This is a genomic window from Mariniphaga sp. (assembly GCF_041687215.1).
Taxonomy (GTDB): domain Bacteria; phylum Bacteroidota; class Bacteroidia; order Bacteroidales; family Prolixibacteraceae; genus Mariniphaga.
Window position 1 is genome coordinate 1 of record NZ_JAWLCI010000003.1, and the last position, 21709, is coordinate 21709.

Below are 21709 nucleotides of genomic sequence, written 5' to 3' on the forward strand. Positions count from 1 at the left end.
TGATATTTTAAAAGAGATAGTTTAATCCAATGTAAAGGCCTGAATCGCCATCGCGTTCGTCGGCAGCAAAACCGTAATCCACAGCAATTACAAAATTCTGGTTCATTACAATACGCAAGCCTGCTCCGTATGAAAAGTGCATTTTTTCGGCATCATTATCAAAATATCCTTCCGGTTCAGGAATAAACCCATCAGGCGAAGTATTATCTATTTTTTTGGTCACCTGTCCGAAATCGGTGAACCCATTTAACCCGAGGTAAAAGTTGTTGTTGATAAACCTGAACCGGGCAAATTTCCACCGGGCTTCAAGGTTACCGTAGAAAAAACCATCGCCCACAATGCGGTTGCGGCGAACACCGCGTATTGACTTGGCGCCACCCATGCCTTCGGAGGCTGCACCTTTCAGTTCAGAAACAATAACCTGGGTTTGGTAGTAAAATGGTGCATGGCCGGCAATGGTGGTTTGGTAAGCCAGCCGGTAAGCCAGCGATAAATCGTTGGGAATGAGTGTAAAATATTGCCTGTGCGTTAGGCTCAGTTTGGCAAAACCGCTTTCGGCGCCCAAAAATTCAGGGGCTCCAACCAGCACGGCTTCGGTCCAGATTCCTTTCATGGGATTGGGCCGGTTGTCACGTGTATCATAAACCAAACCGGCTTTTAGTTCGGGAACAAAACCACCATCGGCTTCTTCAACCGAAATAATTCCCCAGTCCTGATATTTTTGGTATAATCCGTCCACATCGGGTAAAACTTCGTCGCCTTCTTTACCTTTGTTCAGTTTTTCCAAATCAACCTTGCCAATATTAAAATTCAGCAGATTCACGCCGGTGGCCCATTTGAGCTTTTCTCCGGAAATCTTTCCCTGCAGGTCCATTTTAAAACGGAACATTTTGCGATCGTATTTGTAAAACATGCGGGTTTTATAAGTATCATCTGGTTGAGTATCGTCAATCCAATCCGGATTTACAACGGCATCGAATCCATTAAATCCGTAGAAATCGTAAGCCTGATCAGAAAGAAAACTAATATCCAGTGAAGTTTGCAGTCCAGGAATAAGCTGGTCAGAATCGTAGTAAAACCGGTTAATTCCGCTACCTTTGGTAAATCGCGACACCTCAAAATAAAGTGAATGATTGTAATTTGGATAGCGGCTGCCATCTCCATAATTATAAAGATTTACCAGAGCGCCATACTGAAATCCTAAATCAGTATCGAAAGTAATTGTAGGCAGCGCACCAAAGTTCCAGCCTGTTTTAGTTACTTCTTCTTCCTGGGCAAAAATCTGCAAAGAAAAAAGCGATATGAAACATAGTAATCCAAGTTTTTTCATTGTAATTCAGTTTAATAAGTTGATTAATGAAAATACATATTCAAACGGTTTAAGAAAAGTGAATAAAAGTAATTTGCTATTTTTTAGCGTTCTAAGATAGAAAAAAGTAAATTCAGGCTTCGATTTTTATCTAAAAAAATGGAAGATAATATTTTAATTCCTATTTTTAAACTTTTTACATTAAGACAAAACACTTTTGAAATAAATTCAAAACTTAAAACCAGGTATAAAATGAAAACAAACAGAAGGAAATTTTTTCAGATTGCAGGAGTTGCCGGTGCAGGTGTAATTTCAGGAGGATTTGCATCGTGCAGTAAACCAACCGGAACAGAAGAATCGGTCCTGGCTGCAATTAAAGAGGCTGCAGGAAGACAGCACCCACAGCAGTTTAACATGTGTGGTTACGCCGCACCCAAACTTGAAACAGTGCGCATTGGTTTTATTGGTTTGGGAAATCGTGGTCCCGGAGCAGTAGAACGCATTTCGAACATCGAAGGAGTAGAGATTACTGCTTTATGTGATAAAAATCCGGAAGGTGTAGCGCGTTGCCAGCGAATTCTGGAAAAACATGGTTTGCCAAAAGCCAAAGAATATACCGGCAGTGAAGATGCCTGGCAAAAGTTGTGCGAGAGTCCGGATGTGGATTTGGTTTACATAGCTACCCCGTGGAGTTTGCATACACCTATGTGTGTTTATGCCATGGAAAACGGCAAACATGCAGCCACCGAAGTTCCGGCTGCAGTAACCGTTGAAGAAGCCTGGCAACTGGTTGAAACATCTGAACGCACCAAAAAGCACTGCATGATGCTTGAAAACTGCTGTTACGATTTTTTCGAATTACTTACACTAAACATGGCCCGTCAGGGATTTTTTGGTGAGGTTGTTCATACCGAAGGAGCTTATATCCACGATTTGCTTCAAAGCAATTTTGGAAAAGATTCCTATTCCGACATGTGGCGGCTCAGGGAAAACCAGCAACGAAACGGAAGCCTTTATCCAACGCATGGATTGGGCCCGGTTTGTCAGGTTCTGAACGTTAACCGTGGTGATAAAATGGATTACCTCACTTCCATGTCAACCAACGATTTTCAGATGGGAAAAATGGCTCGGGAACTGGCTGCTGAAGACGGTTTTTTTGAATCGTTTGCCACCGACAGTTACCGCGGAAACATGAATACCACCACCATTCGCACGCATAAAGGAAAAACCATCATGATTCAGCATGATGTTACCAGTCCACGGCCTTATTCGCGCATTCATCTGGTTAGTGGCACCGAAGGTTTTGCCCGGAAATATCCGCTTCCCGGGAAAATTGCCAAAGGACACAGTTGGTTTGATGCTGATGAAATGAAAGTGCTTGAGGAACAATATACACCGGAAATTGTAAAACTGGTAGGCGACATGGCAAAAAAAGTCGGTGGCCACGGTGGAATGGACTTTATGATGGACTGGCGGTTGATTGACTGCCTGCGCAACGGTATTCCACTTGATCAGGATGTTTACGATGCAGCCCTTTGGAGTGTGGTTGCCCCGCTCAGCGAATGGTCGGTGGCCAACCGTTCCAATTCGATTGACGTACCAGATTTTACCAACGGAAAATGGGAAACCAACGAACCGGTGGATGTGGAACTGAAACGGGGCGGAAATACCAGCGTGCGAGTGGCTGCCGAAGCTGAAAGTCAGTTGAATGTTTAGCAGATTTTCAAAAATCAATATAAAAAGAAAGCTATCGGGAAAACACTCCTGATAGCTTCTTATTTGTGAATCTAAAGCAAATTGAGCTATTTCTCTCCAATCAGCACTCCGGAAATATTCCAGTGGCTGAAACTGTTTCCCTGCCACTCTCCAATAGGGATTGCAATTTTCATGACATGTTTTCCTGGTTTCAGGTTTTTAAGCGGAATAAAAACAGGATTGGTGGCTTCTCCCGGGCACCAGCCTGAGCGGCTGTAATCGCTTGATGTTACCCCGTTCCAAAAATTACCCGAAGATGGATTGTACTTCCGGTAGGCGCCGCAATTGGCATTCCAGGGGATGTAGCTGTCCACAAACTGGTCATCGATAAAAATTTCATTCAGCTTTTGGTTGAACTCATCGCCACCACCCCAGCCACCATGGCCGGTTGAAATGTAACGCAGCGTAAGGTTTTCAACACCTTCGGGCACTTCGAAAGCAATTTTCAGCGAATCGTTTTTAAACATGGTTCCGTACTCCTGTCCGGCCATTTCCATAATATTCAGTGTGTTGAACAACGGATAAATCCAGGACTCTTTTTCGTTTTCCTTTTCGCGCACCACTCGGCTGCCAGGGTAATATTTCAAGTCAAGACTTACTTTGTGACCTCCTTTGTCGTAATTGCCAATAAAAACACCAATCCAGACTTCGCCTTTAAAAAGCGGCAAAAGATCTGAAATATCCTGTTTGTAATACGCTTTTTCTTCCCACTCTTGACCGTAAACCTGCACCTGCTCGTTAAAATGATTCACGCCGAATGGGGTAAAAAAGCGCACCAGTTCAACTGCCGGGGCAAAATCGGGTGTGGCAATTGTTCCGTGGTAACTTTTTCCGTTTGCCGCCTGAAATGCCGGGACGGTTTCCACGCCATTTTCCAGCGCATCGAAAAACGATATTTCCTTGTTTTCAGGAATAATAAAAACGGTTCCGGTGCGGTCGTAAGCATCTCCGTTGGAATATTGCTCCAGTTCGGCAAATACCAGATAATCGGAAGTAACCTCCGGCAGTTTCACTTTTTTGGCAATGATTGTTCCTCCGGCATATTTGTATGTTTTTTCTAATTGAATACCATCCGGATTTTCGATGGGATTTCCCCAACTGATTTGCTCGTCGTCAAAAACCTCAACAGTTGTGATAAAACTGCTGGTGAGCAAATGCCGGTAAAGCGGAGCATCTGTTTTTTCTCCCAGGTTTTCAGGGAAAATAGGTTCTGCATCCCGGTTTTTTATTTCTTCGATATTGGTTGCAACTAAACCATAATTGCCATTTCTCACTACTTTTAGAATCAAACCGTCAACAATGCCGTGGCTCATCAGCGGCGTACCTTTTGCGTTAAGTTCCGCGGTGTACCAGATTTCTATGGAATTGGAACGCAGCGAACCTTTTACTTTTTTACAGGTGTAGCCCAGTATTTCTTCCTTTTCGCTGGTTTCTTCCAATGCGGGATATTCAGAAAAAGGAGTTTGTGCGTAAATTCGTCGCCCGTCAAAAAGATCGGCAACCTGGTAGGTAAGTTCTTCTTTGAAGTCGATGTAGCTGGTTTCCTCAGGTGTTTGCGGAATTAGCTCCACGCCGGGGTTTTCGGAGAATGACCTTGATGCTTCTGTTCCCGCCACCACAATTGTATTTCCGCCCCTGTCACTAATTTCCCCGTTTACAAGGGTTTGGTAGATGATTTTTAGCTGGCCTTTGTTATTCCCGTAAACCTGTGTAAAACTCATAAAAACAAATAGCACCAGGAATGTTGTTAATTTTTTTAACGTCATCATATTATGTATTTTATAAAAAAACAAGAGCCACCAGGAAAACCGGCAGCTCTTGAATCTCTCTAAACCAATATTAAACAATAACAATTGATTTTTTAATTTTTATTTTGGACCGGCACCGTATTGCGGATTTTGTTTGTCGAACCATAATCTTTCAGTGTTCAAAATAACAGGATCCGAAGTTCCTGATGTGAATCCCTGTTCCTGAACAGCCTGCAACTGGTTTGCGTAGTTTTTGCTGTCTTCTGTAGGAGTTCCCACTGTAAATCTTCTGGGCAGTGTCAATTCGTTGCCCGAGGCAAGTAAGGGATCCCAAGCCAGGTAATTACTGTTCTTTTTCGGAATACCTGAACGACGCACTACTGCCCAAACATCGCCGGGTGTATTGGCGAAGTTGATATACTGCTGAATGTAAACTTTTTCCAGACCATCGGTACTTAGGTCATAAGCTGGTTGAGCCAGCAATGCATCAATTTCACCAGCTTTCAACTGAGTTGAAGCCGCTGCTGCTTCTGCCGCATCGAGGTAAACCGGATCACTTTCGTAGTAGGGCATCTGGTTATTTTCTGCCAGCGCATCGGCACGGCGGATTGACAATTCAACACCGCGGTTGAAATATTCCTGGGCTGTTTTTGGAAGGTTTGCACCTAACAGTTTGAATTCGGCCAGGTACAAGTTGGTTTCTGCAGCAGTTCCAAGAATAACGTGCAACGGTGGATCATTGTCTTGTAATTGAATTACACGTCCGCCCGGTTTGGTTGGATAGGTGTAATTGTAGGTTGTTCGAACCAGTTTTTCAGAGTAAAGTGAGGTTGAAGAATAGGTTTTTTCCACACCATTCAAAGAAATACGGTTTAAGGTACCCTGGTTGAAATAGATATCATTTTCGCCGGCAAGAGTAGCATCGGGAGCCAGCGGAACGCCGTGGTATCTCACCCATGGTTCACCGGGACCTTTCCAGCCTGCAAAATTACCTTCGCCATCAAATTCTACAAGTTCTTCCACATATGGAGGCAGGTCTTTTCCTGCATCAATAAATGCCTGAACAACTTCTGCATTAAAGTGGTTTTTCTCGAAAATAAAACGCAAGCGTGGATCTCTGTTTTCTACCAAAAAGTCAACGATATTTCTACCGGCATAGCCAATCCACATTGCGTTTCCTGTTCCATAATATTTTACACCACGGTTGTAAACAAAATCATCATCCAGGTTATCCATATAACCGGCAGAAGAATTAGCTACTTCCTGGGCAATCTGCATCGCTTTGGCGTTATCAATATTCACCAGGCGAGCTGCAATTTTTAATTTTAGCAGGTTACAGAATTTTGCCCATTTGGTGTAATCTCCACCATAAATTACATCCTGATTGCCTAATACAACCTGGTTTTGAGCAGTGGTAAGTGTAGCAATTGCATTATCCAATTCAGTTAACCAGGTATTAAACAGAGTTTCCTGGTTATCGTACTTAGGAGTAATAAGCGGCGGAGTTGTGTAAGGTGCCATACCAGCTTCGGTATAAACCATTGAACCGGTAAAGTCGGTAACTGTAATTGCCGGCTGAATTTGAATGGCATAAGTAATGGCTTTTAAAGATTGATAAATCGCCTTATCACTTTCCTCCATAGCATCAATGCGATGACGGACATCCATCGTTTGAGGAATCAGTCCGGAATAAATATTCTGCGATCCGTAAGGACCCATTTCAGCCATAGCAGGTCCGTTTCCTCCCTGAACCGTAGTAATTTGTGACCATGGGTAAATGTACTGGAAGTTGGAATAAAACCAGTTGGTATAATCGTTACCATACATTTGTTCAACCGCTTTGGTAATTGAATACCTCAGGTCGGGCTCTGATAAACTGGAAGGATTGGAGTTTAAGTCAGCAAATTGATCTTTGTCGCAACCCCATGCCATCAGAAAAATCAAAGCAAATATTATCTTAAATTTATTTTTCATTGTTTCCTAATTTTAATGGATTAAAAGTCAACAGATAATGTAAAAGTATAAGTTGCCGTATATGGCATTACAGAACGTTGCAGGAAGCTGGCATCACTTGTTGTTCCGCGGAAACTTTCCGGGTTCATATTATTGGGCATGGTATTGTACAGGTAGCCCAGGTTTCTTGCATTGAATCCAACATAAAGATTTTCAGCTTTCAGGCTTTGTGCCACCGATTTTGGCAGTGTATAGCCTATCGAGATATTTCTCAGTGCAATGTAGCTTAGTTCGTTATACCAGCTATCGTTAATTACACCCTGTCCCCACGAGTTGGTAAAGTAGTGATAGAATCCTGCATGTGTTGGTTCAACATGACCCGCATCAAAAGCTTCCTGATAAGTCATTCCGCCTACATTAACCTGTTGTCCGTTTGGTGCTGTAACCATTTGGCCATCAGCAAAAACTCCTTCCGGAATAATACCGTCAGTATAAGTTCTGCCATTTGTGTCACCATATTTTGAAGTCCAGGTTTCACCACCAAATTCAGGATCACGTCCTTCGAGAGAAGTATCGAGCCATCCGTAAGAAGTACCGTAGCGGTTGGCATAAGATGCTACATGACCGCCAAATCTGGCATCGAGAAGAATTGACATCGACACGTTTTTGTAAGTGAATGAGTTATCCCAGGAACCTTCAAAGTCGGGTTGAATTTTGCCAATTTCCTCTACCTCGTAACTACGTTGGTAATAGGCACCTCTTCGTGCATCACTCCATGCCAGTACAGGCATTCCGTTTTTCGGATCGTTTGGGTTGTCAGCTTCATATTTTAATGGAAGAATATCTGACATCAATACACCATATTCACCACCTTCGAAAGCAACAGAACCAATTCGGTAGTTACCGTAGTTAACATAGGTGTCGCCCAAAACTTTGTATGCTCCAAAGTCCGGATGCAATTCGGTTACAGTAGTTTTGTTGTTCCAGTAATTAAATGAGGATTTCCAGGTAAAATTAGCAGTTCTAACCGGTGTTACATCCACTTTTAATTCAAAACCTTGGTTTTTAAGCGAACCTACGTTGGTAAGCAGGTTCGAAACGCCAGATTCCTGGGGAATTGGCACTTGGCCAATCTGGTTGTTAATGTTTTCGTTGTAGTAAGCAACATCAAAACCTAAACGACCACTGAACAAACGAAGATCTAAACCTACTTCCAAAGAGTTTTTCTTTTCAGGTTGTATATCTCTGTCAACAGATGTTGTGCTTTTGGTATTGTTGTACACGAAACTTCCGTTAGAAAGTTCGTAGTTGCCAATAGAGTAACCCGGGTTTAGGAAATAGGGAGCAGTGTCGTTACCAACCTGTGCCCACGATAAACGAATTTTACCGAATGATAACCAGTCTGGCATGGCTAAAGATTCACTAAATAGCCATGAGGTACTAACTGACGGATAAAAATATGAATTGTTACCGGTTCCGTCTGAGTAAACCAGGGCAGAAGACCAGTCATTACGTCCGGTTATATCCAGGAACAATGCGTCTTTCCAGCCAAAGTTAGCCAAAAAGTAAAGTGAGTTAATTTGTTTAGTTGCACTTACACTGCCAGAGCCAATTTTTGTTCTTTTTGAGTTATCCAGGAAGAAACGTCCGGGAACAATCAGTCCACCATCAGTTCTAACACTTGTGTATGACCTTTCCTGTTTCCAAAGTTCACCACCAATCATAATATTTGATGAAATATCAGTGGTTAATTGTTTGGTAATGTTTGCAACTACTTTTCCGGTTTGGCTCAGGTCTTTGTCATGCCTTAGTTCGTAATATCCACCTTCATTGGCATAACCTGTTCCCAAATCTTTTTGCTCATAATTTACAGTATATGAGTTCATGTTTCCTTCAACACGTAGCGATAACCAATCGGTTAAATTGGCAGTCAAACCAACTATGGGTCTGATAACCTGTTCTTCGCGTGAGCTTGAATTTAAGTTATAGGAAAACCATGTTCCGTTTGAAGGAACATAAACATAATCATCTCCGTAAGCTGAACTGGGAACACCACCATGTGATGCCTGCCAAACTTCACGTTTTTTCCATTTATTTGTATCATACCAGTTTGTCCAGGTACCGGAAGTGAAAAGTTCGGCCAGGTCATTCCGCGGGTTTTGCGGATTTGATGTTGTAAATGAAATAGATGCATCGGCTTCGATCCAACTGGCCATTTTATGCGTACCGGTGAACATCAAGGAGTTCCTGGTGAATTTGTTTGAAGGGAAAACACCGGTTCTGTGGTTGTATGAATCCGAAAGATAAAAGGTGCTCTTTTCGTTTCCACCGCTTACAGCCACAGACGTATTGCTGTTAAATCCAAGGTCGTATGCATCAAGCATGTTACCTCTTGCCGGGCTGAAACTGGTTGTTGAGCCATCGTAATCAATAATATCACGACCATCGAATTTTGGTCCGAATCCCATCCATTCCCATCCAAATCCTTGTTTGGTTGGTTGTCCGTTGGCATTCAGAAAGAATTGATTACTGGAATACCGGTAATAATTGCCGTTGCTGTCTTTTTCACCATAATCAACGTAACCCGGCATTGCACCCGGACCATATTCATACTGTAAATCGGGTTGAGCAAAAGCATGGTCGATACCAAATGACTGGGTAACTTTTACACCCAGACCTCTTTTACCCATACCATCTTTTGTTTTAATTACAATAGCTCCGTTAATACCACGCGAACCATAAAGTGCAGTTGCAGCAGCACCTTTCAAAACCGAAATCGACTCGTAATCATCGGGGTTCAGGTTTTTTAGCTGGTTCCCGAAGTCGTTTGAGCTGCCCGACCAGTCAGCGTGTGCGGCTGAAACATCGTTATCCAGAATAACCCCGTCAATAACAAATATTGGTTGGTTATTTCTTGAATTTAGGACCGATACCCCACGAATTTGAATTTTTGTGTTACCAAAAAGACCACCGTCAGAAGCACCAATACTCATACCGGCTGATTTACCCTGCAAAGCCTGTACTGTGTTTACAGTGTTGAGTGCAGCAACTTCTTCGCCATCTACTTCGGTAAAAGCATAACCAATTTTTTTGGTTTCACGTTTAATCCCCAGCGCGGTTACCACTACCTCGTCGAGGCCAATGGCATCAACGGTAAGCGTTACATTCACTGTGGAGCGGTTGTCTACCGGAACTTCCATCGTTGACATTCCAACAAATGAAAATACCAAAACCGCATCTCCCGAAGAAACATTCAACGTGTAATTACCATCCACATTGGTAACTGTTCCGTTTGCCGTTCCTTTTTCAATCACTGTGGCGCCGGGAATCCCGACCCCGTCTGCATCAGTAACAGTTCCTGTTACTGCCTGCTGTGCCATTGCTCCTGCTACCAGGGCAAAGCACATGGTAAGTGTTAATAAAATCTTTCGCATAGATTTTTAATTTAAATTAGAAATTAGACTCTCTCTCTTCATCGATTATATATTTAACTGTGTAAATCACTAAAAAGCTTTTGATATAACATGGCTGTAACGCCTAATAAACCAGACTGTTCCCAAATTTCAGAAACAACAATTTTTGTATTGGAATAAATTTGTTCCAGGCAATATTTATTAAGTGATTGTTGGATGGAAGTAAGTACAAACTGGTTGGCTGCTGAAATTGGCCCGCCAAGAACAATAATATCGGGGTTTAAAAGCTGAAGTGTTACTGAAAGTCCTTTACCCAGTGCAAGTCCAACCTGATGGAGCAGGTGAATGGAAAATTCATCGCCGGCCCTGGCTGCGCTAATTACATCTTCAGGTTTTAAATCTTCAGGATGATTTGTAAACTGCCCGGTGAGTTGGGAAATTCTGTTCTCCTTTATTCCAATTTTAGCTTCCCTGACTAAAACATATGCCGATGCCACTGTTTCGAGGCATCCTCGTTTTCCGCAAATACACAGGTTTCCGTCTTCCACAAGTTGTATATGCGAAAGCTCTCCTGCAAATCCGCTGGCCCCGTTATACAATTTTCCATCAATAATAATTCCCAGGCCAACCCCGTAACTCCAGGTAACCACAATGGCGTTTTTATGCCCTTTTGCTGCTCCAAAAATATATTCGCCATAAGCCTGCATCCGGGCATCGTTGTTAACGTAAACCAGTTTCCCAAATTTATCTTCGAGGCGTTTTTTCACATTTTGGTAAGCCTTGTTTTTTATAGTAAAGTTCATTCCCTGAACTTCGTCAATCAAACCGGGCATTGTAATGCCAACTCCCAAAATTCGCTTTTCGTCTATTTTGTTATCTTTTATCAGATGTTTGGCATGTTGATGTATTTTATCTACCAGTTGATCGTCATCTATTGACGTTTCAAATTTAACAAGTGGTGTAACTGCCTGGTTGTTTGAATTGTATATGATTATTTTGGCGCGGTAACGTTCAATTTCACATGCTATAATAAATATTGAATTATTAGATAACCCGAAAAGTGTGGGCTTTCTGCCTCCGCGCGACTCTCCTGTACCTCGTTGTTCAATATATTTTAAATCGGTAAGTTCATTTAACAGCGAAATTGCTGTAGGAAGGCTTACTCCAATACGTTTACTGATTATTGGCCCCGAAAGTGTTTCGTGTTTGTACAACAGGTTCAGTATTTTCTTTTTTTGCTGATATTTTTTCAGCATGTTACCTGATAGTTCATCTTTTTTAATATCGCCATTTAGTATCATAGCACTTATTGAAAAACAGGTGCAAGTTAAATAAAGAATTTCGTTAAATGCAAATAATTATTAAAAAATTTTAAAAAGAATTTATTTTTGGCAAAATTAAGATTAAGATTTTGAGTTTTTCCGAAAAAAAATAAGTAAGACATTTCACTCTGTTATTTCATTTTAACACTTTTCAATCCTAATCGTATCCATTCTTCTTTAATTTTAATTTTAACGAACACAAAAAAATAATAGCTTTGGCTGTATATTAAAGTTCAATCACAATGAAACATGTAAATAAATTAATTCTGGCAACAACTATTTTGGCTTTATCTTATTTCAATGTGTTTGCCGATGTAAAACTTCCCAAAATATTCAGTTCCAACATGGTTTTGCAACAGGGAATTGAAATCCCGGTTTGGGGTTGGGCCGATCAGGGTGAGCGGATTTCCGTAACTTTTAACGGACAAACTGTTCGAACAAGAGCAACCAGAGAGGGGAATTGGAGAGTGAATTTGCCTGAACAGAATTATGGCGGACCTTATGATCTTATTATAAAAGGTAAAAATACCATTGAGCTGCAAAATGTGATGATAGGGGAGGTCTGGATTTGTTCAGGCCAGTCGAACATGCAGTGGAGGGTTGATCAAAGCAACAATCCTGAAGAGGAGATAGCCGCTGCCAATTACCCGAACATCAGGCTTTTTACTGTTCCAAGAGCTGTTGCGCAATCTCCGCAGGATGATATTTCTGATGGGGAATGGGTAGAATGTTCACCGGAAACCGTGGCAGGTTTTTCTGCTGTGGGTTATTTTTTCGGAAGGGATTTACATCAGGAATTAAATGTTCCCATCGGACTCATTCACACTTCCTGGGGTGGAACAGTGGCTGAAACGTGGATAAGTCCGAACACGATTAGTAACGACCCTGATCTCAAGGAAAAACTGGTTGAATTGCAGCAGATGAATTTGGAAAGCTACCGAAAAACCCGTCTCGACCAGGTGAAAGAATTGCTGGGCGGTGAAATACCAACCGAAGACAAAGGAATAGTTGACGGTGAACCGGTTTGGGCAGGCCTCAATTACAGCGACGGACACTGGCGCAGCATTAAAACACCCATGTACTGGGAAAATCAGGGATACATTGATATTGACGGGATTGGCTGGTACCGCAAAGAGATTCAACTCAACGAAGAATACACCAACGCCAACCTCACGCTTCATTTGGGAAAAGTGGACGATTCGGACATTACCTTTATTAATGGTATAGAAATCGGTCGCACCGAAAACAAATATGACGAGGACCGCATTTACACCATCGATAAAAAATATTTGAACCCCGGCAAAAACATGATTGTTGTGCGTGTGCAGGACACCGGTGGAAATGGTGGCATTTGGGGCGATCCTGAAGAACAGTTTCTTGCTATCGGAAATGAAAAAATAGATATTTCAGGCGATTGGAAGTTCCGGATTGCAAAAGCTGAAGTGGCTTCTGTTAATGTGGGCCCCAATTCTTATCCCACGCTGCTTTTTAATGCCATGATTAATCCCATAATTCCTTTCGGAATAAAAGGCGCCATCTGGTATCAGGGCGAATCAAATGCCGGGCGGGCAAAGCAGTATCAGCGCGTTTTCCCTTCGCTTATAAACGACTGGCGCAACCACTGGCAGCAGGGCGATTTTCCTTTTTTGTTTGTTTCGCTGGCCAATTACACACAGCCGCCACAGGAGCCCGGCGAAAGCGATTGGGCCGAACTGCGCGAGGCACAAACCAAAACCCTGGCACTGCCCAACACTGGAATGGCGCTGGCCATCGACATTGGCGAGGCCGACGACATTCACCCACGCAACAAACAGGATGTAGGAAAACGCCTGGCACTGAATGCTTTTAAAATTGCCTACAAAAAAAATGTGGTGCACTCAGGTCCCATGTACGATTCAGTTGAATTTAAAAATGGAAAAGCTTACATATCCTTTTCTGAAACTGGCTCCGGACTGGAAATAAAAGACCGTTACGGTTACCTGAAAGGTTTTACTCTGGCCGGCCCCGACCGGAAATTTCACTGGGCAAAAGCAGAACTGGTTGACGACGAAACAGTGGTGGTTTATTCCGAAGAAGTTTCGAATCCGGTATCGGTGCGTTACGGCTGGGCCAACAATCCGGATGATGTGAATCTTTATAACAAGGAAGGGCTTCCTGCCAATCCGTTCCGCACCGACGATTGGCCGGGAATTACCAAATAATTATTCATTCAAATTTAATTACCAATGCGAATCCTGATATTATCTGTTTTTTACTTCCTGCTGACAAGTTGTACCTTCAAAGGAAATGTGGAAACCGAAGAATTCAAAACCATTTCTACTGAAGAGGACAAGGAAATTGTAGAGCAGATTTTTGAATTGTTTGCAGACGAAAAAGGTTCACCCACTTCGGTTTTAATGGTGAAGTTGGGAACCTATTTTATGGAAACGCCTTATGTGGCCCACACACTCGAAAAAGGCGATGAGGAACAACTGGTGGTCAATCTGCGCGGACTGGATTGCACCACACTGGTGGAAAACTGTCTGGCACTAACCAAAACCATTCAAAGTGGCGAGCATACATTTGAGCAGTTTACCAAAGAGTTGAAAAACGTACGGTACCGCAGTGGAAAAATTGACGGTTATCCTTCACGGCTGCATTATACTACCGACTGGATTTTCGATAACCAGCAGAAAAAACTGGTAAGAAATCTTTCCAAAGAAATTGGAGCCACTCCCTATCCAAAGGAAATCAATTTTATGAGCACGCATCCTGATAGTTATCGGCAGTTGAAAGACAGCAGCCACCTGGTGGAGATTATTGCTCAAAAAGAAAGGGACATCAATTCGCGGCAGCATTTTTACATACCCGAAGAAAAACTGGCTGAAGTGGAAGATCAGTTGATGGACGGCGATATTGTGGGAATTACCACCAGCATTGAAGGGCTCGACATTTCGCACATGGGAATTCTGATTCGCAAAGGAGGACGGATTCATCTGCTGCATGCTTCTTCGGCAGCCGAAAAAGTGGTTCTTTCAGAAGAAACCCTGGAAGAATATCTGCTGAGCAGCAAATCGGCAACAGGAATTATGGTAGCCAGGCCGCTGTGAAACCTGGTGCCGTAAATTTATTTTCCTTCTACCTCCCTACCCATTTTATCCAGCCACTCCTGTATATTTTCTTTCGGAATTTCTAATTTTCTGTAAACAGGAGCGTAATCCGGATAACCTCCAACCTCGTTTTGACTGTCAATAATCCGGCCTTGTTTTTTCTTTACACTGTTAATAATTCGTTGGTCGATGGGATCCCGGTCGGCAGGTCGTGCCCCTGCATTGGTCAGAATGTAGTCGGTCACTTTGCCGGAAGTCATTAACCCTGCCGGTTGAAATGGCGGCGAATCTGTTTCTTTAAACGTTCCGGCAGTCAGTGGAATTCCGGAGGAATTGTTTTCGATATAATTTTCCCTAAGGAAAAGTTCTGCATGGTCTCCGTTAATGAAGGCTTTGATTTTTGTGTCGTTGCCCGGAATGAGTACATTACCTGCAATTGCAATTTTCGCAAGTGGAGGTTCAGGATGGCCTTCCCATTCACTTTTTACCCAATGCGTATGAATGGCAGCATTTCCCGGGTTGTAGATGAGGTTGTTGGCAATAATTCCTGTGGCTGCAGTTTTGAAATAAGGATTTCGTTGTTTGTTGTGGGCAAACAAATTTCGCTGAACGGTTATTTCCCGGCAATTATCATGTATCAGGCTTCCCTTGGAGTGTTCACCTTTGGCATGGGTTGAATTGCTCAAACATTCAGCAATAAGGCAGTTAGAAATAGTTACCCTGTGCGATGTATTTTCAGGTCCTTCCAGTCTTGGCCCGGAAGCACTTATGTTTTCATCAACCGACCAGGTAACGGAACAATGATCAATTAAAATATTGTAGGCATTGCCTCCCGATGTTGCAATACCGTCAGGCTCCCAGCCACTTTTTTTAGGTTCTCCGGCATCGCCCGGCCTGACCATTATATGCTGAATGATTACATCATGCGTAGTAACAGAAATTCCGCCACGGATAAAGGTAATTCCGGGCGAGGGTGCTGTTTGCCCGGCAATGGTTACGTGAGGTTTGTCAATAATAATTCTGCTTTTGCCCAGATCGATTACGCCGCCAACCTCAAACACAATTATCCGGGGACCATCCGAATTCACCGCTTCACGGAATGAACCATCGCCACTTGAATTCAAGTTGGTTACTTTTATAATTTTACCTCCTTGCCCACCTTTTGTAATCGCTGGGATTTCATTAACGGTTGTTGCATTATTGCCGCCAGTGTAATTTTGAATCGAAAAAATTAAACCCGGAAACGCCCAAAAAAGTATTACGAGAAGAACCTTATTTATCATCATAACATAACAATTTTTTATCCATGCTGCCTTTTATTTTTCAGCCAGATGCTTATTAAACTTTTTTCAGAAATTCTGCACTTGGCCCGAAGGTTTCCGGCGCCATTTCCACGTAAAAATTTTTGATGCCGCCGGTTTGGGCTGCTTCAAAAAAGTCGTCCCAGTCCACGTCGCCTTGCCCGATGGGTACCTGGGCATCTTTTGCAGATGACCAGTCGGCCAGGTGAGCCGAAATAAAACGGCCAGGGTATTTGCGAAAATAGTCAGCAGCCTTGTAGCCGATATTCACCACAGCCACCTGGAACTGCATTTTTACCAGGTCAGGATCGAACTGGTCGAGCAGGGCATCGTAAATCAGTTCATTGTCACGTTTTTCAAATTCCATGTGGTGGTTGTGAAATCCCATTTGAATTCCGGCTTTTTTGGTTTTTTCGCCAATGGCATTGAGTTCGTCGGCAGTCCGTCGGAAATCGTCAACCGAAGCATCTTTGGGCAACCAGAAACTGGCTGCCATCATTTGTTTCATGCCGAGCCCGTGTGCCCACTCAATGCGGTTTTCCAAATGATCGCGCAGTTCGCCCATATTAAAATGTGAGCTGGTGCATTTCAACCCGGTATCTTTAATAATTTTTTTCATTTCCCTGCCACTCATGAGGTTCAGCGGCTCAAAACCAGCATTGGAATACCCCAGCGGTGAACACATTTCCACCTCTTTGTATCCTAAACCTGCCATCATTTTTAACGTACCCGGAAAATCTTCAATCAATTTTTCCCGGATGGTCCACACCTGAAAACCAAACGATTCCGGTTTTTTTGAACCGAAACCGAACACATTTAACGGAAGTTGGCTCATCAGCACAGCAGCACCAATTGAAGCGCCAGTTGTTTTTATGAAATTTCTTCTGGAATAATTCATGATATTTTCTTTAAACTTTTAACATTAAACTTTGAACTTTTCCCTGTGAGATAATGCGAAGCATTAAATCGAAGATTTATTTCAAAGGGTGAACTTTAAACTAAATCTCCTCAAAACTCCATCCTTTCCTGTATTCTCGTGTCAGATAAAAATTCGCATCGGAGGCATTTGTAATTTCCTTTTTCTGCGCATTGTATTTCAGGGTTTTCCCCGACCGAAGTGCAGCCGCATACAAATTAACCGCTTCGGTTATGGGCCAGGCTTCGCGGAAACTTCCCGGAAGTTGTTCGTCACTTTTTACGGCATCGATAAACCGTTTAATTCCGGAAACCTGAATATATGGGTCGTCAATTTTCAAATCTTCGGCCAGTTTTAAATCGCCCGAAAGCACATACGGTTCGCGCACATTAAACGACGACGACATGATGATGCCTTTGTCGCCGGTGAACATCATTCCTTCGATAGGCAGTTCCTTGTTCTGTTCGTAAAATTCTGCCGGAACCGGTGGCCGCATCCCGCCGTCGTAACAAATTAAATCAACCGCAGGCCTTGCACCTTTCGCCGGGTACTTAAAACGTACTTTCGATGCAAACGGAAAAGCATAATCGTTATGCAGACGGTAAGCTGTTGCATTTTCGCGAAGTCCGCAAACATGACTCAGGTTCGGTTCAACAGCAGTCGGATTTTCCAGCTCCAGTGCTTTGAAAACCGTCCACAAACTGTAATGACCCATGTCGGCCATAGCGCCGCCGCCAAAGTCGTACCAGCCTCTGAAAACCATGTTGGTGTAATGCGGATGGTAAGGACGGGCAGCTTCCGGTCCCAGCCACAAATCCCAGTCGAAACCTTTGGGCAGTGGTGGTTTGTCAGCCGGTATTTCAGCGTATTGCGGCCACACCGGGCGGTTCGACCAGTTGTGTACCTCGCGCAGCGTTCCAATCACCCCGCCGTTTATCCAGGTTAGAATCTGTTTCATGGGGCCGTTCGATTCCCAGGGAATAAAGTGCGTAATCACATCTGACTTTTTGGCCATTTCAATCACTTCAAATCCTTCCTGCAAGCGGTTGGCTATAGGTTTGTGCATGGTAATGTGGATACCCCGTTTTATGGCTGCGGCAGCCATCACTCCATGTAAATGGTCAGTGGCCATCACTTTCACGGCATCAATGCCTTTTACTTTTTCCAGCATTTCGCGGAAATCGGCATAGGCAGCACAACCTTTGGAACTTCCCAATGCCGATGATTTGGCGTAAAAAGCATCTACAATCTGTTTCCCGTTGTCGAGGCCGCCCGGGATTTTGTTGTCTCCACCGGGTTTCCAGTTGGGATTGTCAATGGTTTTTCTGAGTTCGTTGAGCAGCCCGTTGGGACTCCAGTCGTAATACCCGATGGCTTCCTTTTGCGGGTCGCACACGGCTACCACCTGTGCCTCAGGGATTTGCAACAGGGCAGGCAATTCGCGTAATCCCTGCGTTCCGGTGCCAATGTAGGCCACATTTACCTTGTCGCTGGGCGCCACGTATTTGCTGCCACCCAAAACGTGCGCTGGTACAATGGTTAAACCTACTGCTGCCGAGGTTACTCCGCCAATAAAACTGCGCCGGTTGAGTGAAAAGGTGTTGGATGGGCTTCCGGAGGTTGAACCGGAATCTGAATTTTGGTTCATGGTATTCTGGTTTAGAATTATTAAAGATGTTTCCGGCTAAATTAGCGTATATTTTTAAAAATGACAACGCGCTTTTACAACTTTCTTTTTATCTGTTCCAGTTCCTTTTTTATGGATTTTATTTGATGATGCAAATGCTCGGTTTCGGTGGGTTCCGGTACCTCAGAAGAAATATAGTGAACGAACTTCCATACTTCGCGTATTTCAGCCAGCGGCAAATCGTAAGGGGCATATTCCGGATTGGTGGAAATCATTCGAAGCGAGCCTTTCTCTTTTAACTCATTTTTAACCTTTTTGAAAACAATTCCCTCGTTCAATGTCAAAATGATATACAGTTCATCGTTTTTTATGTCGCTCAAATCCTGTACATATTCGCCGGTTACCCAGCTTTTGTCGGGAATGGGCAGCATGGAGTCGCCCGAAACCTGGAATGTACGGTATTTTTTCTCTTTGGAAAGAAATGGCAGTTGAAAAACCGGAAGCCCCGCAATAAATTCGGGGTCGAAATAACCGGTGGTGTAACCGGCCTTTGCTTTTATTGAAACCAGCTCGATGTTGTCCTGGTTGCGGCTGTTTACGGTGGTGGTGAGCACCCGCAGCTCGTTGCCTTTTACAAACACGTCGGAGCCGTTTTCAATCAGGTACATCTGGCTCTCCCGAAGTTTCGAAAGGTTTATCCGCAACAGCGTGTCAATGGAAATGTGAAACAGGTCGGAAAGGGCAATCAGCACGTTCACCGGCGGAATAACCGAGCCGTTTTCGTAGTTGTTTACACCTGAACGGTTGATTTCCAGCACTTCAGCCAGTCCGCTTTGCGTAAGCCGTTTTCTTTTTCGTAAAAATCTGATGTTGGACGACAGGTACATTTTGTTGTTTTTAAATTATTGACTAATTTATAATCATATAATAAGATTAAGAAACAGTCAAAAATACGTTGTTTTTTTGGATTGTGCAACAGGAATGAAGGAAACAACCTGACTTAAAATTGTTATATTTGAGTTCAAAAACAATGAATTAATGAGAGACAACAAATCAAATATTGATGTTAATAAGATTGTTAAACACTGGATTGAAACATCAGACGATGACTTTAATACAATGTTGACTTTATATAATTCAAAATCATACGGGTGGTCATTGTTTCTCGGACATATTTCAACTGAGAAATTACTTAAAGCCCTCTATGTTAAGAAATTTAAAGAACATGCCCCATTTACCCATAATTTATATAGGTTGGGTGAGTTAATTGGATTGGAAATGTCGGATGAATTTTCTGACTGGCTTGACGAGATTACATCGTTTAACCTGAATGCCAGATACGATGATTACAAAAAGGAGTTTTACAGTTTGTGTACTCCTGATTACACCCAAAACTGGATTGAGAAAATAAAAATTATTCGGACATGGATAAAAGAGATGCTCTAGATATAGCTGCAAAATATGCAAATGCTGTAAAGTCAAAATATGATTTTGTAAAAATTATTCTTTTTGGCTCTTATGCAAAGGGCAACTACAATGAGGATAGCGATATTGATATTGCCGTGATTTTAAAAGATTACAGCAATCTGATTGATATACAATTGGATTTGATGAGACTAAGAAGGAAAATTGACAGTCGGATTGAGCCACATCCTTTCAGAGAAAAAGATTTCGAAGCAACCAATCCGATAGTAAATGAGATTATTAAATACGGACAAGATATTGAAATCAATGTGGCCAAATAAACAGAACCTCTGAGCAGTCGGCATGACCGACCCGTCGATGAATTTCAGCCAGCAATCAGGACTGTCAGCACTTAAATGGTTCAAACAGTCTTTAAAAGTTATGGTTGAATTGCGGACAGAAAAAAACCTTATTTCCATTTCCTTACCTTAGTAATCAGGCCAATTCATACACCCCTGACCTTATTATCTTCTTTAAGAAATCGAACCAACCGGCGAGTCTTTCTATGTTGTAATCTGTTTTACACTTCAATTTTTTGCCATTTCCAAACTAATGACTAATTTATAATTGCTAATTTAGATTGAAATATAGTCAAATTTTGTGGCAGAAACCAGAAAGATAACGGATTGGACGGGAGGAAAACAAAATGCAGTTTCAGGACAGAACGATTGTACACATGGATTTGGATACCTTTTTTGTGTCGGTTGAGCGGTTAATCGATTCAACCCTGGAAGGCAAGCCTGTTATTATTGGCGGGCTTTCCGACCGCGGGGTGGTGGCCAGTTGCAGCTACGAGGCCCGGCAGTTTGGCGTGTATTCGGCCATGCCCATGAAAATGGCGCTGAACCTTTGCCGCGATGCCACCGTCATCAGGGGCGACATGGATTTGTACAGCAAATACTCGCGGCTGGTAACCGATATTATTGCTGAAAAGGCGCCACTTTACGAAAAAGCTTCGGTTGACGAACATTACCTCGACATTACCGGAATAGACCGGTTCTGGGGGGCGCTGAAATGGACACATGAATTGCGGCAGGCCATTATCCGCGAAACCGGGTTGCCCATCTCCTACGGATTGTCAGTAAACAAAACCGTTTCGAAAATTGCCACCGGCGAAGCCAAACCCAATGGCGAAAAAGAGGTGGACCGGGCAAATGTGCAATCGTTTCTGAACCCGCTTTCCATTAAAAAAATTCCGATGATTGGCCCGAAAACCTACCAGCTTTTGCGGTCGATGGGCGTGGGCAACATTGCAACGTTGAGCGCTATTCCGGTGGAAATGCTGGAAAGCGTGCTGGGAAAAAACGGCATTGAAATCTGGCGACGGGCCAACGGCATCGATTTCAGTCCGGTGGTTCCTTATTCCGAAGAAAAATCCATGAGCTCGGAACGCACCTTTGAAACCGATACCATCGACGTGCAGATGCTGGAGCGCCTGCTCACCACCATGACCGAAAAACTCTGTTTTAAACTGCGCAAAAAAGAGAAGCTGGCCTCGGTGGTCACCGTAAAAATACGGTACGCCAACTACGACACGCACACCCTGCAACAGAAAATGGCCTACACCGCTTTCGACCATACGCTGATTGAAACGGCCCGGTCGCTTTTCCGGCGGCTTTACCAGCGACGCATGCTGGTGCGGCTCATTGGCGTAAAACTGGGCGGATTGGTGCACGGCGCCCAGCAACTGAACCTGTTCGAAAACAACGAAAAGCAAGTGAAACTGTACCTGTCGATGGATAAAATCAGGCGCCGCTACGGGGTTGAACTTATTCAACGGGCTTCGGGAGTTTTGTATAAAAAAAAGTAACT

Annotated in this window: 15 protein-coding genes; 6 read left to right on the forward strand and 9 right to left on the reverse strand. The window is 43.2% G+C overall.

Features of this window, described 5'->3' with window-relative positions:
* Nucleotides 1-7: 7 nt before the first annotated feature.
* Complete coding sequence (omp85, locus tag ACESMA_RS02130) at nucleotides 8-1330, reverse strand: Omp85 family outer membrane protein (protein WP_372947108.1); 1323 nt, start codon at nucleotides 1328-1330, stop codon at nucleotides 8-10.
* A 231-nt stretch (nucleotides 1331-1561) separates the two neighbouring features.
* On the opposite strand from omp85, the gene ACESMA_RS02135 reads away from it, so the two are divergent.
* On the forward strand, nucleotides 1562-3025 hold the full coding sequence (locus ACESMA_RS02135) for a Gfo/Idh/MocA family protein (RefSeq protein WP_372947109.1): 1464 nt from the start codon (nucleotides 1562-1564) through the stop codon (nucleotides 3023-3025).
* An 86-nt stretch (nucleotides 3026-3111) separates the two neighbouring features.
* Here the strand turns inward: ACESMA_RS02135 and ACESMA_RS02140 are convergent, their stop codons facing one another.
* The 4 genes from ACESMA_RS02140 to ACESMA_RS02155 form a co-directional block, all read right to left on the reverse strand.
* Complete coding sequence (locus ACESMA_RS02140) at nucleotides 3112-4833, reverse strand: PNGase F N-terminal domain-containing protein (RefSeq protein ID WP_372947110.1); 1722 nt, start codon at nucleotides 4831-4833, stop codon at nucleotides 3112-3114.
* A gap of 99 nt (nucleotides 4834-4932) precedes the next feature.
* On the reverse strand, nucleotides 4933-6786 hold the full coding sequence (locus tag ACESMA_RS02145; RefSeq protein WP_372947111.1) for a SusD/RagB family nutrient-binding outer membrane lipoprotein: 1854 nt from the start codon (nucleotides 6784-6786) through the stop codon (nucleotides 4933-4935).
* Nucleotides 6787-6806: 20 nt separating this feature from the next.
* Nucleotides 6807-10199, reverse strand: coding sequence for a SusC/RagA family TonB-linked outer membrane protein (locus tag ACESMA_RS02150; protein WP_372947112.1), 3393 nt, complete (start codon nucleotides 10197-10199; stop codon nucleotides 6807-6809).
* Between the two features lie 53 nt (nucleotides 10200-10252).
* Complete coding sequence (locus ACESMA_RS02155; RefSeq protein ID WP_372947113.1) at nucleotides 10253-11479, reverse strand: ROK family transcriptional regulator; 1227 nt, start codon at nucleotides 11477-11479, stop codon at nucleotides 10253-10255.
* 263 nt (nucleotides 11480-11742) lie between these two features.
* On the opposite strand from ACESMA_RS02155, the gene ACESMA_RS02160 reads away from it, so the two are divergent.
* On the forward strand, nucleotides 11743-13701 hold the full coding sequence (locus tag ACESMA_RS02160; RefSeq protein ID WP_372947114.1) for a sialate O-acetylesterase: 1959 nt from the start codon (nucleotides 11743-11745) through the stop codon (nucleotides 13699-13701).
* A 24-nt stretch (nucleotides 13702-13725) separates the two neighbouring features.
* Nucleotides 13726-14589, forward strand: a complete 864-nt coding sequence (locus ACESMA_RS02165) for an N-acetylmuramoyl-L-alanine amidase-like domain-containing protein (protein WP_372947115.1) — start codon at nucleotides 13726-13728, stop codon at nucleotides 14587-14589.
* Nucleotides 14590-14606: 17 nt separating this feature from the next.
* Here ACESMA_RS02165 and ACESMA_RS02170 read toward each other — a convergent pair whose 3' ends face one another.
* The 4 genes from ACESMA_RS02170 to ACESMA_RS02185 form a co-directional block, all read right to left on the reverse strand.
* Nucleotides 14607-15875 carry a polysaccharide lyase family 1 protein gene (locus ACESMA_RS02170; RefSeq protein WP_372947116.1) on the reverse strand — a complete coding sequence of 423 codons (1269 nt, stop codon included), beginning with the start codon at nucleotides 15873-15875 and terminating at the stop codon, nucleotides 14607-14609.
* Between the two features lie 52 nt (nucleotides 15876-15927).
* Nucleotides 15928-16788 carry a sugar phosphate isomerase/epimerase family protein gene (locus ACESMA_RS02175; RefSeq protein ID WP_372947117.1) on the reverse strand — a complete coding sequence of 287 codons (861 nt, stop codon included), beginning with the start codon at nucleotides 16786-16788 and terminating at the stop codon, nucleotides 15928-15930.
* Between the two features lie 100 nt (nucleotides 16789-16888).
* Nucleotides 16889-18454, reverse strand: a complete 1566-nt coding sequence (locus tag ACESMA_RS02180; protein ID WP_372947118.1) for a Gfo/Idh/MocA family protein — start codon at nucleotides 18452-18454, stop codon at nucleotides 16889-16891.
* Nucleotides 18455-18528: 74 nt separating this feature from the next.
* The gene (locus ACESMA_RS02185; RefSeq protein ID WP_372947119.1) at nucleotides 18529-19320 is read right to left on the reverse strand and encodes an XRE family transcriptional regulator; all 792 of its coding nucleotides are present in this window, start codon (nucleotides 19318-19320) and stop codon (nucleotides 18529-18531) included.
* 151 nt (nucleotides 19321-19471) lie between these two features.
* On the opposite strand from ACESMA_RS02185, the gene ACESMA_RS02190 reads away from it, so the two are divergent.
* The 3 genes from ACESMA_RS02190 (at nucleotide 19472) to dinB (ending at nucleotide 21707) form a co-directional block, all read left to right on the forward strand.
* Nucleotides 19472-19879 (forward strand): HEPN domain-containing protein, encoded by a 408-nt coding sequence (locus ACESMA_RS02190; protein WP_372947120.1) that lies wholly within the window; start codon nucleotides 19472-19474, stop codon nucleotides 19877-19879.
* Nucleotides 19858-20178 carry a nucleotidyltransferase domain-containing protein gene (locus ACESMA_RS02195; RefSeq protein ID WP_372947121.1) on the forward strand — a complete coding sequence of 107 codons (321 nt, stop codon included), beginning with the start codon at nucleotides 19858-19860 and terminating at the stop codon, nucleotides 20176-20178. The genes ACESMA_RS02190 and ACESMA_RS02195 overlap by 22 nt, the downstream gene beginning before the upstream one ends.
* A 365-nt stretch (nucleotides 20179-20543) precedes the next feature.
* The gene (gene dinB / locus ACESMA_RS02200; protein WP_372947122.1) at nucleotides 20544-21707 is read left to right on the forward strand and encodes a DNA polymerase IV; all 1164 of its coding nucleotides are present in this window, start codon (nucleotides 20544-20546) and stop codon (nucleotides 21705-21707) included.
* Nucleotides 21708-21709 lie beyond the last annotated feature (2 nt).